The sequence below is a fragment of the Bacteroides sp. MSK.18.37 genome, assembly GCF_019129155.2.
In the GTDB taxonomy this organism is placed as follows: Bacteria; Bacteroidota; Bacteroidia; order Bacteroidales; family Bacteroidaceae; genus Bacteroides; species Bacteroides ovatus.
Window position 1 is genome coordinate 451,808 of the sequence record NZ_JAHOIB020000001.1, and the last position, 17,182, is coordinate 468,989.

Annotated in this window: 17 protein-coding genes; all 17 read left to right on the forward strand. The window is 37.6% G+C overall.

The features are described 5' to 3' along the window. The first annotated feature begins 7 nt into the window (after window positions 1-7). Entirely contained in the window at window positions 8-1,231 is a 1,224-nt protein-coding gene (locus tag KSX81_RS01855) for a tyrosine-type recombinase/integrase (RefSeq protein WP_007850435.1), read from the forward strand. A gap of 343 nt (window positions 1,232-1,574) precedes the next feature. Next, window positions 1,575-2,132, forward strand: a complete 558-nt coding sequence (locus tag KSX81_RS01860; protein ID WP_007850441.1) for a TerD family protein — start codon at window positions 1,575-1,577, stop codon at window positions 2,130-2,132. 74 nt (window positions 2,133-2,206) lie between these two features. Next, on the forward strand, window positions 2,207-2,758 hold the full coding sequence (locus tag KSX81_RS01865) for a TerD family protein (protein ID WP_007850444.1): 552 nt from the start codon (window positions 2,207-2,209) through the stop codon (window positions 2,756-2,758). 6 nt (window positions 2,759-2,764) lie between these two features. Further along, window positions 2,765-3,430, forward strand: coding sequence for a TerD family protein (locus KSX81_RS01870; protein ID WP_007850447.1), 666 nt, complete (start codon window positions 2,765-2,767; stop codon window positions 3,428-3,430). A 5-nt stretch (window positions 3,431-3,435) separates the two neighbouring features. Next, window positions 3,436-4,047 carry a TerD family protein gene (locus KSX81_RS01875; RefSeq protein ID WP_007850449.1) on the forward strand — a complete coding sequence of 204 codons (612 nt, stop codon included), beginning with the start codon at window positions 3,436-3,438 and terminating at the stop codon, window positions 4,045-4,047. Next, entirely contained in the window at window positions 4,044-4,682 is a 639-nt protein-coding gene (locus KSX81_RS01880) for a vWA domain-containing protein (RefSeq protein WP_007850451.1), read from the forward strand. Before KSX81_RS01875 ends, KSX81_RS01880 begins: the two co-directional genes overlap by 4 nt. A 15-nt stretch (window positions 4,683-4,697) precedes the next feature. Next, complete coding sequence (locus tag KSX81_RS01885; protein ID WP_007850452.1) at window positions 4,698-5,075, forward strand: hypothetical protein; 378 nt, start codon at window positions 4,698-4,700, stop codon at window positions 5,073-5,075. Window positions 5,076-5,192: 117 nt separating this feature from the next. Next, a complete protein-coding gene (locus KSX81_RS01890) occupies window positions 5,193-5,828 on the forward strand; it encodes a vWA domain-containing protein (RefSeq protein ID WP_007850454.1) in 636 nt (211 codons plus the stop codon). A 7-nt stretch (window positions 5,829-5,835) separates the two neighbouring features. Further along, the gene (locus KSX81_RS01895; protein ID WP_007850460.1) at window positions 5,836-6,495 is read left to right on the forward strand and encodes an AIM24 family protein; all 660 of its coding nucleotides are present in this window, start codon (window positions 5,836-5,838) and stop codon (window positions 6,493-6,495) included. Window positions 6,496-6,545: 50 nt separating this feature from the next. Then, the gene (locus KSX81_RS01900) at window positions 6,546-7,598 is read left to right on the forward strand and encodes a TerY-C metal binding domain-containing protein (protein WP_007850461.1); all 1,053 of its coding nucleotides are present in this window, start codon (window positions 6,546-6,548) and stop codon (window positions 7,596-7,598) included. Between the two features lie 4 nt (window positions 7,599-7,602). Further along, window positions 7,603-9,153, forward strand: a complete 1,551-nt coding sequence (locus KSX81_RS01905; RefSeq protein WP_007850462.1) for a PP2C family serine/threonine-protein phosphatase — start codon at window positions 7,603-7,605, stop codon at window positions 9,151-9,153. Window positions 9,154-9,165: 12 nt separating this feature from the next. Continuing rightward, window positions 9,166-10,641 carry a helix-hairpin-helix domain-containing protein gene (locus tag KSX81_RS01910; RefSeq protein WP_007850463.1) on the forward strand — a complete coding sequence of 492 codons (1,476 nt, stop codon included), beginning with the start codon at window positions 9,166-9,168 and terminating at the stop codon, window positions 10,639-10,641. Window positions 10,642-10,649: 8 nt separating this feature from the next. Beyond that, entirely contained in the window at window positions 10,650-11,810 is a 1,161-nt protein-coding gene (locus KSX81_RS01915; RefSeq protein WP_007850464.1) for a DUF2569 family protein, read from the forward strand. 3 nt (window positions 11,811-11,813) lie between these two features. Continuing rightward, a complete protein-coding gene (locus tag KSX81_RS01920; RefSeq protein ID WP_007850465.1) occupies window positions 11,814-12,851 on the forward strand; it encodes a PrsW family glutamic-type intramembrane protease in 1,038 nt (345 codons plus the stop codon). Window positions 12,852-12,857: 6 nt separating this feature from the next. Next, window positions 12,858-13,685 carry a hypothetical protein gene (locus KSX81_RS01925; protein ID WP_007850466.1) on the forward strand — a complete coding sequence of 276 codons (828 nt, stop codon included), beginning with the start codon at window positions 12,858-12,860 and terminating at the stop codon, window positions 13,683-13,685. A 5-nt stretch (window positions 13,686-13,690) separates the two neighbouring features. Then, window positions 13,691-14,191, forward strand: a complete 501-nt coding sequence (locus tag KSX81_RS01930) for a hypothetical protein (RefSeq protein WP_217725619.1) — start codon at window positions 13,691-13,693, stop codon at window positions 14,189-14,191. A gap of 105 nt (window positions 14,192-14,296) precedes the next feature. After that, on the forward strand, window positions 14,297-17,152 hold the full coding sequence (locus KSX81_RS01935) for a cation-translocating P-type ATPase (RefSeq protein WP_007850471.1): 2,856 nt from the start codon (window positions 14,297-14,299) through the stop codon (window positions 17,150-17,152). Window positions 17,153-17,182: the final 30 nt, after the last annotated feature.

Below are 17,182 nucleotides of genomic sequence, written 5' to 3' on the forward strand. Positions count from 1 at the left end.
TAATCACATGGCATCAATAAAATTAAAGTTTAGAGTGTCCTCTCTCCCAGAGAAAGAGGGCACTTTGTATTTTCAAGTTATCCACGAAAGAGTGGTAAAACAAATAGGAACATCTTATAGGATATATGAATCCGAGTGGGATGAACATCGTTGTGATATTGTCATGCAATCGCTTATTGCTCCGAACCGACTGAAAGCTATCAAATCTGTTCGAGAGAAAATTGCATGGGAGAAAAACAGATTGAATAAAATCATTGAGCAATTTAAGAATAAAGGAAGATGTTTTTCGGTAGATGAAATCATACGAGAATATAATGCCCAATCTTCTAATAAAACGACAGTTTTTGAATATCTCAAAATTCAAATAGAGAAATTAAAAAGTACAGGAAAAGAACGGACAAGTGAGACATACAAGCAGATGCTTCTTAGCTTTATGAAGTTTAGGAATGGAGAAGATTTGTTTTTTGACATAATTGACGAGGCTTTGATTTGTCAATATGAAAGTCATATGCGCATATTCGGTTTATGCCGAAATACGACCTCTTTCTATTTAAGGGTTTTCCGCAGTGTCTATAATCGTGCGGTAGATGATGGACTTACAGAACAGACCAATCCTTTCAAACGGGTTTATACCGGAGTAGACAAGACTTCAAAACGTGCTATTAGTTTGAAAGAAATAAAAAAGATTAAAGATTTGGATTTGAGCAGTACCCCTACCCTTGATTTTGCAAGGGATATGTTTCTGTTTTCTTTCTATATGCGCGGAATGTCATTCATTGATATTGCATACCTGAAAAAGAAGAACCTTTCAAATGGATTTGTCGTGTATAATCGTCGAAAAACAGGGCAACAGTTAGTTGTAAAATGGGAAAAACAAATGGAAGCGATAGCCAATAAGCATCTTGATTCAAATAATCCTTTTCTTTTCCCTATTATCACAAAAGAAGATGGAACTGAACGTAAGCAGTATTTGAATAAAATGATGCTAATCAACAGGTATTTAAAGAAGATTGCAGAACTTGCGAAAATTCCTATTCCACTAACCATGTACGTGGCCCGGCATTCTTGGGCAAGTATAGCCCAATCGAAAAATGTGCCTATGCAGGCCATCAGTCTTGGTATGGGACATGATAATGAGGAGACGACACGCATCTATCTTGCATCTATTCAGACTAATGTCATTGATAATGCTAATAATAAGATTTTGAATCTTTTGGAGAAAAACAAATAATATAACAATTTAGTTGTAGTAGATTTCAACTGTATCCAATATGGAAAATATTGAATGCTAACTACTTGTATCGTAATATCTCGTGGTAAAATGTGGTTGTTTGATAAAAGTTCTCACTCTTACATAGAGTACATCAACCATTTGCAAAGTTACAAATTTATTTGCAGATAATATGCTTTTCTTTTCAAAAGTTTCATCACAAAAGGTAAATGTTTGACGAAATACTTCAAACATATTATTTAAATGCCACGGATTCAGTGATATGAGAATGCGTACTAACTCTATGTAAGAGTACATACAGAAATATAGTTTCAAACATCAATATTAAATAAATTAGAGCATTATGATTAACCTGCAAAAAGGACAGCGCATTGAAATTGGCTTGTCAAAAGTCGGTGTTGGTTTAGGATGGGATCCTAATGAGAGTACTGGATTTGATTTTGATTTAGATGCTTCAGCATTTATGTTAGGTAGTAATAAAAAACTTCCACAAGACGAGTTTTTTGTTTTCTATAATAATCAAAAATCACCAGATGGAGCTGTCGAATCTTCAGGCGATGATTTGACGGGAGGTAATAGTGATGGTGGTGATGACGAAACTCTAACCGTAGATTTGACCAAAGTTGATCCACGTATTGAGGAAATAATCTTCACAGTAACAATCCATGAAGCAATTGCAAGAAAACAAAACTTTGGACAGGTACATAATTCATATATCCGAATTTACAATGCAGTAACTAATGAAGATATTGCCCGTTACGACTTAGATGAGGATTTCTCTATTGAAACAGCAGTAGAATTTGGTCGTTTATATAAACGTGGTTCTGAGTGGAAATTTGAAGCAATGGGTATTGGCTATAAAGGTGGACTGCAATACTTTGTAGATAAATATGCCTACTAATGCGGTTTGTAAACAAAATAAAGTTTCAATGCCTTTGACAATAAATTCATCAATGACACAAAAAACGATATAATATGATCAATCTTGAAAAAGGACAACGAGTAAATGTAGATTTGCCCAAATTCACAATCGGTTTGGGTTGGGATACCAACTCATCAAGTACTGGCGAAGATTTCGATTTGGACGCATCAGTATTCATTCTTGGAGAGGATAAGAAATTAATTTCTGATGACTATTTTGTCTTCTATAATCAGCTCGTATCTCCAGATGGCGCAGTTGAACACACTGGAGATAATCTCACAGGCGAAGGAGATGGCGATGATGAAAGTATCAAAATAGATTTAACATCTATTACACCGAAAGCGTCAGAAATTGTAATTGTAGTTACAATCCACAAAGCAGCTGAACGTAAACAAAACTTCGGTCAAGTCCACAATTCTTTCATCCGTATTTTCAATACAGATACACAGGAAGAAATCTTAAAATATGAGCTTGAAGAGGATTTTTCTGTTGAGACAGCCGTTGAATTTGGTCGTATCTATAAAAGAAACGGCCAGTGGAAGTTTGAAGCTATCGGTATGGGACAAAAAGGTGGCTTACAAGAATACCTTAATAAATACCAATAAAATATCATGGCTATACGATTAGAGAAAGGACAGCGCATTAATCTTGAAAAGAATAATGGCTCTAAATTGACCTCATTTTGTGTAGGGTGCAACTGGGGTGCAATCGAGAAAAAGACATTTTTTGGTCTAAGCAAAGAAACTATAGATGTTGATTTGGACTTGAGTTGCGTAATGTTCAATGAACAAGGAGAAATCTGTGATCACATTTATTCTCCACTATATAAACCAGATTTGCTTTCAAAATTTGGCCTTCCTCCTGGAAAGGTAGATTCTTTAGATAGAGCATTGCATCATTCCGGAGATGATTTGGAAGGTGACAAGGGTGGAGACGATGGACTTGACAACGAAATCATAACTGTCGATTTGAATAGATTAAATCCATCTATACATCAGATATACTTCTTTTTGAATAATTGCGGTCAAGAAGATTTTTCTCAAATTCCTTATGCTGCAATTAGAATGTATGAGGGAACTCCTACAAGAGTAAAGGAAGTATTTGCGCAGTATGATGTCGCTGCCGAATCAAAATATCAAGGCAAAACTGCATTGATAATGGGCAAATTGTACAAGCGTAATGGCGAGTGGAAATTTGCTGCTATCGGTGATGCCTATGATGATAAATTCTTAGGATTTACCATTCATCGCATTATTAAAGATTACGTAAAAAAATAACACTTATGGCAATACGATTAGAGAAAGGACAAAGAATCAACCTTGAAAAAAGTAATGGTTCTAAATTGGAGAACATTTGCGTAGGTGTCAATTGGGGTGCTATCAAGAAAAAAAATTGGCTTGGATTTACTACGACCGAAGCCGTTGATTTGGATGCAAGTTGCGCTCAATTCGATGCAAATGGAAATGTTATTGACAAAGTTTGGTTCAGACATCTGAAATCAAACGATGGTGCCATCAAACATAGCGGAGACGATTTGACTGGAGATACAGATGGTGATGATGGATTGGATAATGAAGTAATCACAGTGAATCTTAATCAATTGAATCCTAAAACAGAAAAAATAGCTTTTGTGCTAAACAGTTTTAGAGGACATGACTTTAAGACGATACCTTTTGCTTCAATTAGAATCTATGAAGGTACTCCAACTAAAGTAAAAGAAATCTTTGCAACTTATGATATTGCAAACGACCCGACTTTTGCCGGGAATGTCTCAATGGTAATGGGAGTTTTCTACAAGAGGAATGGAGAATGGAAGTTCAATGCCATTGGAGAACCTACCAAGGACAGAGATTTTGAAAGTACATTACAAACTGTTAAACAACGATATTTATGAGAAGATTACCCGTTTATCTCTTGTTAGATACTTCTGGTTCGATGTATGGCGAACCAATTGAAGCAGTCAAAAATGGCGTACAGGTACTCGTATCAACATTGAGACAAGACCCATACGCTCTGGAAACTGCATACTTGAGCATTATTACATTCAACAGTAGTGCGCAGCAAGTAACCCCTTTGACAGAACTATCTTCTTTCCAACAACCCAACATCGATGCTGGTGGTTGTACAGCTTTGGGTGAAGCACTGTCATTGCTTGCATCAAAAGTTGACAGTGAAGTTACCAAAACAACAGCAGAAGTAAAAGGTGACTGGAAACCATTGGTTTTTATTATGACTGATGGAGAGCCAACAGATGATTTGAACAAAGGGCTGGCTGAATTCAAAAAACGCAAATTTGGAATGGTTGTAGCCTGCGCAGCTGGTCAAGGTGCGAATACAGACACCTTGAAAAAGATAACAGAGTGTGTAGTGCAACTAGATACAGCAGATAGTGCTACAATCAAATCGTTTTTCAAATGGGTTTCTGCTTCAGTAAGTGCAGGCAGTATGAAAGTCGAAGAAACTTGTCAGGAAGTTGGTGGTCTGAGTGAACTTCCACCTCCACCTCCAGAAGTTAATATTGTTGTATAACTCAAACAGATAAAAATGAAAACTTTACAGGAATATAAAGCAGAACTTTTGGCCGATGGTATCATTGATGCCAATGAAGTTAAAGAATTGGAACAGTTGCTTTTTACTGACGGGAAAATAGATTCAGAAGAAGCTGATTTCCTTTTTGAACTTAATGACGCTGTTTCCGGCAAAGACAATGACTGTTCATGGAACAAATTGTTTATCCGAGCAATCGTTTCTTATTTATTGGAGGATAAACTTTCTCCAGGGGAAATAGATGACGAAGAAGCCGATTGGTTGTATAATAAAATCAAAGGTGATGGGCAAATTGACATTCTCGAAAGAGAATTGCTTTTGCAACTGAAGTCTCAGGCTAAAAACTTCCCTGCTAAATTAGAGGAACTATTGTAATACGGTTTCACATAATAATGGGGTATTTCAGTTGTGAAGCATATCGCTTTACTATTGAAATACCCATTCTGTAATATTCAATATCAGCATAAAAAGAAATAGTAATGATTAGATAAAATGAGACGACTACCTGTATACTTACTTATAGATACATCTGGTTCAATGAAAGGAGAACCTATTGAATCGGTAAAAGTTGGCATTGAATCTATGATTGCAACATTGCGTCAAGATCCATACGCATTGGAAACTGTAAACATTAGTATTATAACATACGATAGAGATGTTAAGGTTATTCTGCCATTAACACCTTTGGAAGACTTACAGTTACCCAATATAACAACTCCGGATTCTGGTCCGACTCATACTGGTGCCGCCTTGGAACAACTTTGTCATCAGGTTGAACAGGAAGTAACATTAAGTACTACCGAGAGAAAGGGAGACTGGATGCCATTATTGTTCATTATGACAGACGGACATCCATCCGACATAATGGTATATAACAAGGTTGTACCTGAGGTCAAGAAAAAGAAATTTGCAAGCATCATAGCTTGTGCAGCAGGAATGAAAGCAAAGATTGAACCGTTAAAACTATTGACGGATCAAGTGTATTCCTTAGACACAATGGATAGTTCCAGCTTCAAGACCTTTTTCAAATGGGTTTCTGATTTAATTGAGGTTGGCAACAAAAGTGTCGGAGCTACCGATGATTTAATCTTACCTCCTCCACCGGAAGAAGTTAACGTCGTAATCTAACAGCAATATGAATGTAAAGTTAGTTGGAAATTTCATACAGCATATAGAAGCCGAGCTTATGTACGGCGAAGAATTTTATGCACAAAAAGGCACTCTTATATACTTAGAACAAGGTATAGAGAAGGATGTTGTGCTGAATGGCGGCGGAAATGGAACTCTTGGTACTATTGGCAATTTATTAGGTGCAAAACTTACAGGAGAATCTATCTTCCTCGTCCGTTACGTTAATAAGTGCAATAAACCTCGTAAAGTCGCTTTCGGTGGAAGTTTTGGGCTGCATCCAGTTAAGATACAAAACGAATCCCTGATTTGTAATAGAGGTGTGTATGTGGCTTCCAACAACTTAGTTCAAGTATCTGCCAAAATTTCAATTGCAGGTATAGTTGGCGGTATGGGTGGACTTTTACAGAAAATATCAGGAACATCGACTGTGTTTCTGGACTGCAAGGGACAACCTATAACAAAGGAGTTATGCGCAGGAGAAACTATTGAAGTTGATGAAGATCACATTATTGCCATGCAAGGAATTTCAGAGCATCAACTTTCTTCAGCTTGGTCACTAAAAAATGTATTCGGGGGTGAAGGACTTAGTATGCTTCGCATAACAGGCCCCGGTAAAGTACACTTAAGTCCTGGTAGTATCATACCTCAAACAACAACGAGGTAATACCCACATATAGATTAAGAAAGGCATTAATATCAGAAAATACTAATTATATGAGACGATTACCTATATACTTCCTCATTGATGTATCGGAATCAATGGTAGGCGAACCAATAGAAGAGGTTCAAAACGGCATACGGACAATCATACAAGAGCTACGCTTTGACCCATACGCTTTGGAAACTGTATATGTATCCATAATTGCTTTTGCAGGAAAAGCAAAAACAATTTCGGAATTGACAGAGTTGTTCAAATTTTATCCACCTAAGTTCCCAATAGGCGGAGGTACATCATTGGGAGTCGGGTTGAATCATCTTATGGATAGTATAGATCGTGATGTTCAAAAAACAACATTGGAGGCAAAAGGCGATTGGAAACCGATAGTCTTTCTATTCACTGATGGTACCCCTACCGATAACCCAGACAGAGCCATTCAACGTTGGAACACCAAATACAGAAAAGGCTGTAACTTAATAGCTATTTCCATTGGAGATAATGTTGATACCAAAATGCTTGGTAGCATTACAGACAATGTTTTAAGATTGAAGGACACAGATGCAAATTCATTTACTGCTTTCTTTAAATGGATAACCGCATCTATCAAAACATCAAGTGTATCTGTTTCTGAAACAGCTAATGATGAACTAAAATTGGCTCCAATAGATGGTATTAATCTGGAGAAGATTGATACAAATAAACCATGTCGCATTGATGAAAATTTTGCTGTTGTCATGGGAAAGTGCCAAACAACCAAACGTCCTTACCTAATCAAATACGCAAAAAGAATCAGACCATTGGATGTAGAAGGATTGGAGCATTTTAACGTCACAGATTTTAAATTAGTCGGGGCATTCCCTGTAGAGGAAGAGTCATACAATATACTGGCTGATAAATCGCATACAAAAAGAAATATCAACACAATAGAACTACTTGGAGCACCTACCTGCCCATGCTGCGGAAATCAATTTGGATTTGTAGTCTGTGAATGCGGTAATATATTTTGCGTCGGTGATGCTGAATACAACAAATGTCCTTGGTGTGGGTTAGAAGGTACATTGGGAGAAGGGAAAGCTGAGGGTATGAATGTAAACAGAGCAAGAGGATAATAATATGACTAGTATAATTGATCAATTAATTGAGACGTACTTTCCTCAAGGAGTATCTTCAGAAAAGCGTTCTGACATACAAAAATTCTTTCTGGAAAAAATATATAACGAATACAACGAGTACTATATGGATAGAGAATTGGTTATAAAAAATCGGATTGATGCCTTAAATTTGACGTTACCCAATGCTAAGGTCAGAGAGGAATACTCTCAACTGATAAAAATAGATGATCCTGATGTCTGTGAATACTGGTTGGAAGGATTAGAAGATACCGGCTTGCAAGCAGAATTGGAAATCATCTTGAATCCGGCAGAAGAAAAGACGATTCCAAATGATTGTGCTTCTGAATCAGCTATGCCGTCTAATGAAGACAATGTACCAATCGAAGTCACCGATTCTACAAACCTCAATGAAGTAGCAGAAGTAGAAAAAACAGATGCGCAAGTACTTTCCGACACAAGAATTGTTGGTACTAAAGAGCGTGGAATCGTGGTTAAAGGAATCCCGACGAAAGCTGGTGATTATGAGATTACCCTAAAATATAAATATCAGAACTGGAGCGAAGGATATAGTATTTTGGAACGAAAATTCAAAGTCGCAGTAAATCCAGACCCACGCTCGCTTTGGAAAGACATTCCGACAGACAAGAACATCAAATTTTTCAAGGAGGACTATTCACACGAATACATAACAGTCGTGGAAAATGAAAAAGGTCCTCAAAAGGATATAGTTGCAGCAAGTAAACGTGGACGTTCACACGCCCATGAAGGGAAAGCACGTGATGATGACTTTAATATCTATCATAATGATAGTAATGGCTGGTACATTATAGCTGTTGCAGACGGTGCCGGTTCTGCTAAATATTCACGGAAAGGCTCTGCGGTGGCTTGTGAAACCTGTGTTGAGTTCTGCAAAACGGCATTGGAGAATCCTATTGAATTGGAAAAAGAGATCATTGCATTAAATAGCACAACAGAAGGTCAATCAAACAGAGCTATCAGCACACTCATTTACAACATAGTAGGAGGTGCAGCCCATAAAGCACACAGAGCCATACTTGAAACCGCCAGTGCTAACGAAGATCAACCACGTGATTATTCAACAACGCTATTACTTGCCATCTGTAAGAAGTTTGATTTCGGCTGGTTTGTTGCTTCTTTTTGGGTTGGTGATGGGGCTATGTGCATTTACGACAAGGAACGCCAATATATTAAATTATTGGGAACTCCTGACGGAGGCGAATATGCAGGTCAGACACGCTTCCTGACAATGAAAGAAATTTTCACTCCGGAATCAATTATGTCTCGATTGAAGTATTCTATCGAGGAGGATTTTTCTGCTCTATTATTGATGACAGATGGTATTTCAGATCCATTCTTTGAAACAGATGCCAATCTTAACAAAGTAGAAAAATGGAATGAATTGTGGGTCAATATTAACTCAGAGGTTGATTTAACTGATGATAATACAGAGTCTCAATATCAATTATTGAAATGGTTGGATTTCTGGTCGCCGGGGAATCATGATGATAGAACCATAGCTATTCTATATTAAAAAAGGGAAGATATGAGCAAGACTATTACATTGACAGCGACCGATGGTACGAAAGTCGAATTTATAGATGATGTTATTGGGTCTGGAGCCATGAAAGATGTGTATTTCAGCCCGGACAAGAGCTACGTTGTTGGATTTTTTAGAGAACCGCAAGATGCAAATTCTAAAGACCGGCTAACAAATATAACAGGAACATACCGGGAGAGAATATTCAATCAAGTTGGAGGTGAGTATTGGAAGAATCTCTTTTGCTGGCCAACAAAAATGGTTGAATGGAATGGCAAAATAGGAATCGTATGCCCTACTTATCATAAACACTTTTTCTTCGGCTCTGGGAATTTCAAAGGAAAAGAAAAAGAAGGAAAATGGTTCGCTTCTGCTAAATTGAGAAATCGTTTTCTTCCAGCAGAAGAAAAAGGAACTTGGCTTACACATTATCATATGTGTATTCAAATAGCTCGTGCCGTAAAGAGATTACATGCCGCTGGTTTGGCGCATTCAGATTTGTCGTATAAAAATGTACTTGTTGACCCAGTGACAGGTAAAGCCTCAATCATTGATATTGATGGATTAGTGGTCCCTGGTAAATATCCACCAGATGTTGTTGGTACACCTGATTTCATCGCACCGGAAGTGCTTGAAACAAGAAGTTTGAAAATTGGAGACCCAAATAAAAAACTACCAAGTATTCAAACGGACAGACATGCTTTAGCTGTACTCATATACATGTATTTGCTATACCGTCACCCGCTTAGAGGAGGTAAGGTAAATGATCTGGATGCTGCTAAAGACGAAGAATTGTCTATGGGTTCCAAGGCATTGTTCATTGAACATCCGTCAGACAAGAGTAATCGTCCTAAAGTCGATCAGTTATCAAAAAGTGAACTACCCCAAGGTGATGTCACCAAACTTCCATATAGCATATGTGGCCCATATATGAAAGAACTGTTTAATAGAGCTTTTATAGATGGTCTGCACAATCCTACTTTACGACCTACTGCTGATGAATGGGAACAGGCATTGATTAAGACAACTGATTTAATGCAGCCTTGTCAAAACCCTAATTGTGAAGCAAAATGGTTTGTGTTCGATAACTCTACAAAACCGAGATGTCCATTTTGTGGGCAGGAATATCATGGTCAACTGCCTGTGCTGAACTTGTATTATTCCCCTAAAAAAGGAGTATTCAAGCCTGAAAATTATCGTCTTATGGTCTATAACAAACAGACATTATACAAATGGCATGTAAACCGTTTTGTTACTCCAAATGAAAAGACAAGCGATGAAGATAAAAAGCCTGTTGGTGATTTCCATTTTTTCAATGGCAAATGGATTCTTATTAATCGTCGTTTGGATAGTCTGTACGATAAAGACTTAGATAAGAAAATAGAAATTGGTCAATATGTAGAATTAACCGAAGGCAAAAAAATTCTCTTGTCTACAGAGGATGGCGGACGGCTGATTATTGTTCAACTGGTTAATAATTAATTGTCACTATGATAAAAGAACAATGTGAACAATGCAAGAGGAATAACACCGATTGTCAAGAGAATATAGAATTTAACGGTTTATCATGTGAGCAATATGCTAAACGTATAAATCTGGAGAAATCTGAGAAGAATGAAACTCCAGATGATAGTAACGTTATACAGCAAAATCAAGAGACATCTGCTACCATAGAATATCCAGACCCCAACTATAGTATTCATGGCTGGCTTACTTTCTTCTTGTTCTCGATAGGACTTGGCGGATTAATAAGTGCGCTTTACCCTATTTTCACATATAACATTGCAGAATACGATGGAAACCATTTTCTGGCCATATCAGATGTGGTTTTAGGAGTAATGTTGCTCATTTTAGCCTGTTACACAATATATTCCTTTTGCAAGAGGAAACCCAATGCGGTATTCTTAGCGAAGATGTATGTTGTGGTAACATTTATAACTAATATATTAGCATTAATAAGCGGAGAGTTTGAAGAAACGGGACTCGGTAGTTTGCCACGTATTGTCAGAAGTCTTGTTTGGGGTGTTATCTGGTTCTCATATCTGACTTATTCTGAACAGGTAAAAGATATAATACCCAAGTCATACCGTAAGGTCTTTAGCCGGGATTATTATTTGATGACGGCATTTATCATTATTCCAATATTATGCCTTGCCATAGGTGTTGGAAATATATTTTCTCAAAGAGAAGAGCAGGAACAAAACTTTATATCAACCACGGATCTTGATTACAATGAATATACAGATGGTCGTATAATATTCACTAAACCAGACGGTTTTACTTGCGAAAAGCAAGAATTAGACGATCCAAAAATCACTGTTTTTGATTTAGAATCAGAATATAGCTATTTACGCATTGTTAGCGACTATGATTCAGACGTTTCTGTACAGAATTTCAATACTTATTGGAATGGCTGGAAGGATGATGATTTAAAGGATTATTCGTATAAGGAAATCACAAACGAAAAAAGAGAAATTAATGGTAATCCATACTTCATAAAATCAGTGAAATACGATACAGAAACGCCTATTATATGGCATTTCATTTTGTTGTTTAGTCCTAAAACAGGTAAAGTTTGTGTCATTCATTCCATACAAATACAGGATGAAACGCTAGATATTATCGACTTTATCAGAACTATTCGTTTTTGAGATATGATATACGTAAAAAGGAATAATCAAGAGTTTGGCCCCTATGATGAATCGACCCTTTTGACGTATGTCAATTCCGGACAGATTCTCAGAAGTGATTCTGCTAGAAACGATGCAACGAATGAAGAAAATACGGTAAAGTATTTTCTGAAAAAGGCAGGATTAAAACCCAAAGTACCTCATAAAGGACATCTATTTCACCAGTTAGCGATGATTGGTGGCGAATTAATATTACCAAAATCCACCATTATCAGCAAACAATGGCTTTCAGATAAAAGGCTGTTACTTTTAGCTTTAATAGGTCTATTCCCTACCATTTTCATGGCAATACCCTTCCCTGCAATGGGAATATTTTATGCTATTGCACTGTATTTTTCATGTATATGGGGAATATTCTTTTACTATTTTTTTAGAACCAAGCAAGTGTCGTTGAAATATACATTAATTGTATTTTTTATGACGCAACTCTGTATATTCTTCCTATGGGATATCGTAGGTTGGACAAAACTTAATCCATTTTACAACCTTGTAAATCTACCATTCCCATTTAATTTCATCGGATACACTTTAGGAGTTGGAACAACAGAAGAATTTGCAAAAGCGATACCTCTTTATATTCTTATTGCCCGAGCAAAAGAGCCATTAATACCACAAACATTAGTGTTTTATGGTTTAATGGCTGGTATTGCATTTGGTGTATATGAGGGAGTTGGATATCAAACTTCAGTTAATACTCAGCTTGATTATACCGGAGCATTTTTCATGAACATTGCACGATTGACCAGTTTGCCGTTCCTTCATGCAATATGGTGCGGTATCGGAGGATATTTTATTGCTTTCGCCAATTTATATCCGAAATATCGTATATCATTGTACTTCCTATCATTAGCTATTCCAGCTTTGTTGCATGGGCTATATGATACGTTGTGTGGTTATAGCGTATTGATATTTATCGCTGTTGGCATATGCTTTATCGCTGTATTGTTGCTCATGACTTACTTAAAGCAAGGAGTAAATTATCAGTCAAAACTTAGAAACTAATATACTATGGGAAAATGTCTATACTGCGGTCAGGATGCTGGTTTCTTTCGTAACAAACACAATGAATGCGAAGCAAAACATCTTAAAGGTTTGTCTTTTATTAAACAAATTATAATAGATTGTTTTACACATAAGGAGGATTTTTATCTGAAAGATTCAGAAATAAGGAAAATCGTTCAAGATTCGCATATCAACAAAACGTCTTTAGACAATATGTTTTGTTCTGCATTTGATGAAGCTATTGACGGCTATCTTAATGATGGGATAGTTGATTCAGCAGAAGAGAAAACTGTTGCCAGATTCATTCAATATTCCGGGCTTTCACAATCATTCCTCAATGCCAATAAATCTCTTGAAAAGGTCTTGCAGTCAAAAGTCCTTCGTGATATTTTATCAGGAAATATTCCAACACCTCAAATAACCATTGCAGGTGATTTTCCTTTTCTGCTGAACAAATCAGAGCATTTAGTATGGCTATTCCGCAATATCACACTTTACCAACAAAAGATTCAACGAGAATATGTAGGACGAAGTAGAGGTGTTAGCGTTAGAGTAATGAAAGGCGTTTATTATCGCACGGGTGGTTTCAAGGGGCATCCTGTTGAAACAACCGTTATGCAAAAAATTGGTTCTGGAAGTGTTTGCCTCACCGATAAACATATCTATTTTGCTTCTCCTGAAAAAAGTCTGAAAATACCATACTCAAAGATTTTGAGTATTGAATCATATTCAAATGGGATAGGATTGCAAAAGGATGGGGCTAATGACAAGCCTATATTCCTTGAAGGAATTAACAGCTGGTTCGCTTATAATGTTGTTGCAAATTACAAATAATCGTTATGTATAATTTAGAACAGATTAAACAAACTATCATAGCAAACGGAAGCATCACTTCAAGTGATATTCCAGACTTGCGCAAGATTGTATATAAAGATGGTCGAGTAAACCGAGAAGAGGCTGATTTTTTATTTGACTTACGAAAAGAGATACTAAATTTTGGCAATCTAAAAGAATGGGATAATTTTTTCATTCAGGCCATTTGTGACCATCTATTAGAAGAATCACATGACACAATAACTGACGATGATGTATCTTGGCTCATAGACAAAATCGGTGCGGATAAATATATTGACCATATAGAACAAGAGCTACTTTGCAAGTTGAGTTCTAAAGTGAAGTATTTCCCATCAAACCTAAAGGCAATTCAAGAACATACAAACATTGCATATGATCTTGGGTGCAAAATACTGTCATTATTGTGCAGAAATTCAAAAACAGGTCGTAGTCTTCAATTCGGTATAAATAAAGTCGGTTGTAGAAAAAACAAAATAGTAGTCTAAACATCTATATGCGATACATATGATTAGTTGAATTTGTAGTGTCGTTATCATCGCAGTATTACGCATAAGTCACATTTGAAAAATATTATTAAATAGAATCATTATATGGAACAAAAGAAAAATTACATTGGCTTAACTGATGCCCAAGTGCTAGAAAGCCGGAAGAAGTATGGAGCAAACATTCTTACTCCACCAGAAAAAGATCCGTGGTGGAAAGAATTTCTTGAAAAATTCTCAGACCCGTTAATCATCATTCTCCTTGTTGCCGGAGTGCTTTCAATCGGAATTTCATTCTATGAGTTCTTTGGCTTAGGGCAAAATTGGAAAGTTTTTTTTGAGCCAATAGGTATCTTCGTTGCCATAGGATTGGCAACAACTCTTGCTTTCATCTTTGAACAAAGGGCAAACAAGGCTTTCCAAATACTCAATCAGGTCAACGATGATGAATTGGTTGAAGTTATGAGAAACGGTACGACTACTACAATTCCTCGAAAAGATGTAGTTGTAGGTGATATTGTCATCATTAACACAGGTGATGAAATACCTGCCGATGGTGAACTTCTTGATTCTGTTACTCTCAGTGTAGATGAGTCAACGCTTACAGGTGAGCCTCTTTGCGCCAAAACCATCGACCCAGCGCATTTCGACAAAGAAGCAACCTATCCGTCCAATCATGTCATGCGTGGTACAAAAGTAATGGAAGGTCACGGCGTGATGCGTGTGCTGAAAGTCGGTGATGCAACAGAGATGGGTAAAGTATTTGAGGAAGCGCAAATTGACGATTCTGTAAAGACACCGCTCAATGAACAACTTGACGGACTCGCAGATTGGATTACGAATGTCAGCTATGGTTTTGCTGGATTGATAATTGTTGGTCAGTTGATTCATTTCCTCGGATGGAGTAACTGGCAAGCATGGACGCTTATTGTTCCTGTTGCTTTATTCTTTTGGCTTGTCATCAAAAAATTTGAAGATTGGTCAAAGGCTAAGTGCATATTTACTATCATCGGATTTTTCGTACTGTTCTTCGCTATGGTAATTGGAGCGTTCTCAATGATACACGCTGGCGCAGATAGTACCACTTGGTCGTTGCTCCTTGCTCATACACTTAAAACCCTCATGGTGGCTGTAACCTTAATTGTGGTTGCCGTACCGGAAGGATTACCTATGGCTGTAACCCTTTCACTTGCATATAGCATGAGCCGTATGCTTAAAACCAACAATCTTGTCCGCAAGATGCACGCTTGTGAAACAATGGGTGCTACAACCATAATTTGCACAGACAAGACAGGTACACTGACGCAGAACCAGATGCAGGTCTATAAAACTAATTTCTTTGGAGAGCCTTCAGATGAAATTCTTTATGAGGGTATAGCTGTAAACTCAACGGCTCAACTTGATTTGACCGGAGATAAGCCACAGGTTTTTGGCAATCCGACCGAAGGAGCGTTGCTTCTTTGGCTGAAGGAACACAATACAGATTACAAGGCTTTGCGTATGAATGCCACGCGTATTGAAGAACTGCCATTTACTACTGAACGTAAATATATGGCTACCGTGGTGAAATCTGCGACAGGCAAGAACATTCTTTATATAAAAGGTGCGCCGGAAATTATTTTCGCCATGTGTAAGAATACTTGCGGCGTTTCCAAACAAGAGATAGACGCTCAGCTGCTTGCATATCAAAATCAAGCGATGCGTACTCTCGGTTTTGCATATCAGGAACTTGGAGATAAGGATGCTACTATTGAAAATGGCAAGATCGTAGCCGATAAACTCACATTCCTCGGAATTGTTGCTATCTCTGACCCTGTACGTTTAGATGTACCTGATGCCGTTAATGAAGTGATTGCAGCCGGAATCAAAGTTAAAATCGTAACTGGTGACACACCTGGAACGGCAAAGGAAATCGGTAGACAGATCGGGCTTTGGAATGATGCGACGGACACAGACCGCAACATTATTACTGGAGTTGAGTTTTCAGAACTGTCAGATGCGCAGTTGCGCGATCGTGTAGGCGACTTGAAAATCATAGCCCGTGCCCGTCCTATGGATAAGAAGCGTCTTGTAGAAGCACTGCAAACGAACAATGAAGTTGTTGCTGTTACCGGTGATGGAACGAATGATGCCCCGGCTCTGAAGACAGCTCATGTGGGCTTGTCTATGGGAGATGGAACATCTGTTGCTAAAGAAGCATCTGATATTACGATTATAGACAACTCTTTCTCGTCAATCGGCCGTGCTGTAATGTGGGGACGTTCACTTTATAAGAACATTCAACGCTTCCTATTATTCCAGCTTACGGTTAATGTGGCAGCTTGCTTCCTTGTACTGTTTGGCTCATTTATGGGTACCGAATCTCCATTGACTGTTACTCAGATGCTTTGGGTAAACCTTATTATGGATACATTCGGAGCAATGGCACTCGCTTCGCTACCCCCTTCTGCAAGTGTGATGAATGATAAACCGCGTCGTCGTGAGGCTTCAATCTTGACTCGTCCAATGATGACAGAACTACTTGGTGTGGGTTTGTTCTTCTTTGCCTTGACATTGGGCTTCTACTGGTTGTTCAACCATGCTGAAGTAACCTCGATTACACAGATGTTCTCAGCAGTTGTAGGTGGTGAAAATCCGATGACAGCATACGAAGCTACACTTCTCTTCTCCATTTTTGTATGGACACACTTCTGGTATATGTTTGATGCCCGTGTATTTGAAACAGGAGAAAGTATTTTCAAAGTAAAAATGAGTCGCGGATTTTGGACTATAGTCGGAATTATCATTATTGGTCAGCTATTTATCACTGAGATTGCATACGAATTCTTTAATGTAGAACCGATGCTTCACACCCTTGATTGGCACTTCAATCCCACAGGTGCCATTGACTTGTTGATAATTGTTAGTGCATCTTCACTCGTTCTTTGGGTTCGAGAAATTTGTCGATTGTTTACAAAAAAATAATACGTAATTCTATGGGTGAATGAGATTCAA

Coding starts and splice junctions, on each gene's coding strand:
- KSX81_RS01900 (WP_007850461.1), top strand. CDS start 6,546: ATGAGACGATTACCTATATACTTCCTCATTGATGTATCGGAATCAATG.
- KSX81_RS01885 (WP_007850452.1), top strand. CDS start 4,698: ATGAAAACTTTACAGGAATATAAAGCAGAACTTTTGGCCGATGGTATC.
- KSX81_RS01875 (WP_007850449.1), top strand. CDS start 3,436: ATGGCAATACGATTAGAGAAAGGACAAAGAATCAACCTTGAAAAAAGT.
- KSX81_RS01855 (WP_007850435.1), top strand. CDS start 8: ATGGCATCAATAAAATTAAAGTTTAGAGTGTCCTCTCTCCCAGAGAAA.
- KSX81_RS01915 (WP_007850464.1), top strand. CDS start 10,650: ATGATAAAAGAACAATGTGAACAATGCAAGAGGAATAACACCGATTGT.
- KSX81_RS01935 (WP_007850471.1), top strand. CDS start 14,297: ATGGAACAAAAGAAAAATTACATTGGCTTAACTGATGCCCAAGTGCTA.
- KSX81_RS01860 (WP_007850441.1), top strand. CDS start 1,575: ATGATTAACCTGCAAAAAGGACAGCGCATTGAAATTGGCTTGTCAAAA.
- KSX81_RS01925 (WP_007850466.1), top strand. CDS start 12,858: ATGGGAAAATGTCTATACTGCGGTCAGGATGCTGGTTTCTTTCGTAAC.
- KSX81_RS01870 (WP_007850447.1), top strand. CDS start 2,765: ATGGCTATACGATTAGAGAAAGGACAGCGCATTAATCTTGAAAAGAAT.
- KSX81_RS01880 (WP_007850451.1), top strand. CDS start 4,044: ATGAGAAGATTACCCGTTTATCTCTTGTTAGATACTTCTGGTTCGATG.
- KSX81_RS01905 (WP_007850462.1), top strand. CDS start 7,603: ATGACTAGTATAATTGATCAATTAATTGAGACGTACTTTCCTCAAGGA.
- KSX81_RS01910 (WP_007850463.1), top strand. CDS start 9,166: ATGAGCAAGACTATTACATTGACAGCGACCGATGGTACGAAAGTCGAA.
- KSX81_RS01920 (WP_007850465.1), top strand. CDS start 11,814: ATGATATACGTAAAAAGGAATAATCAAGAGTTTGGCCCCTATGATGAA.
- KSX81_RS01890 (WP_007850454.1), top strand. CDS start 5,193: ATGAGACGACTACCTGTATACTTACTTATAGATACATCTGGTTCAATG.
- KSX81_RS01930 (WP_217725619.1), top strand. CDS start 13,691: ATGTATAATTTAGAACAGATTAAACAAACTATCATAGCAAACGGAAGC.
- KSX81_RS01865 (WP_007850444.1), top strand. CDS start 2,207: ATGATCAATCTTGAAAAAGGACAACGAGTAAATGTAGATTTGCCCAAA.
- KSX81_RS01895 (WP_007850460.1), top strand. CDS start 5,836: ATGAATGTAAAGTTAGTTGGAAATTTCATACAGCATATAGAAGCCGAG.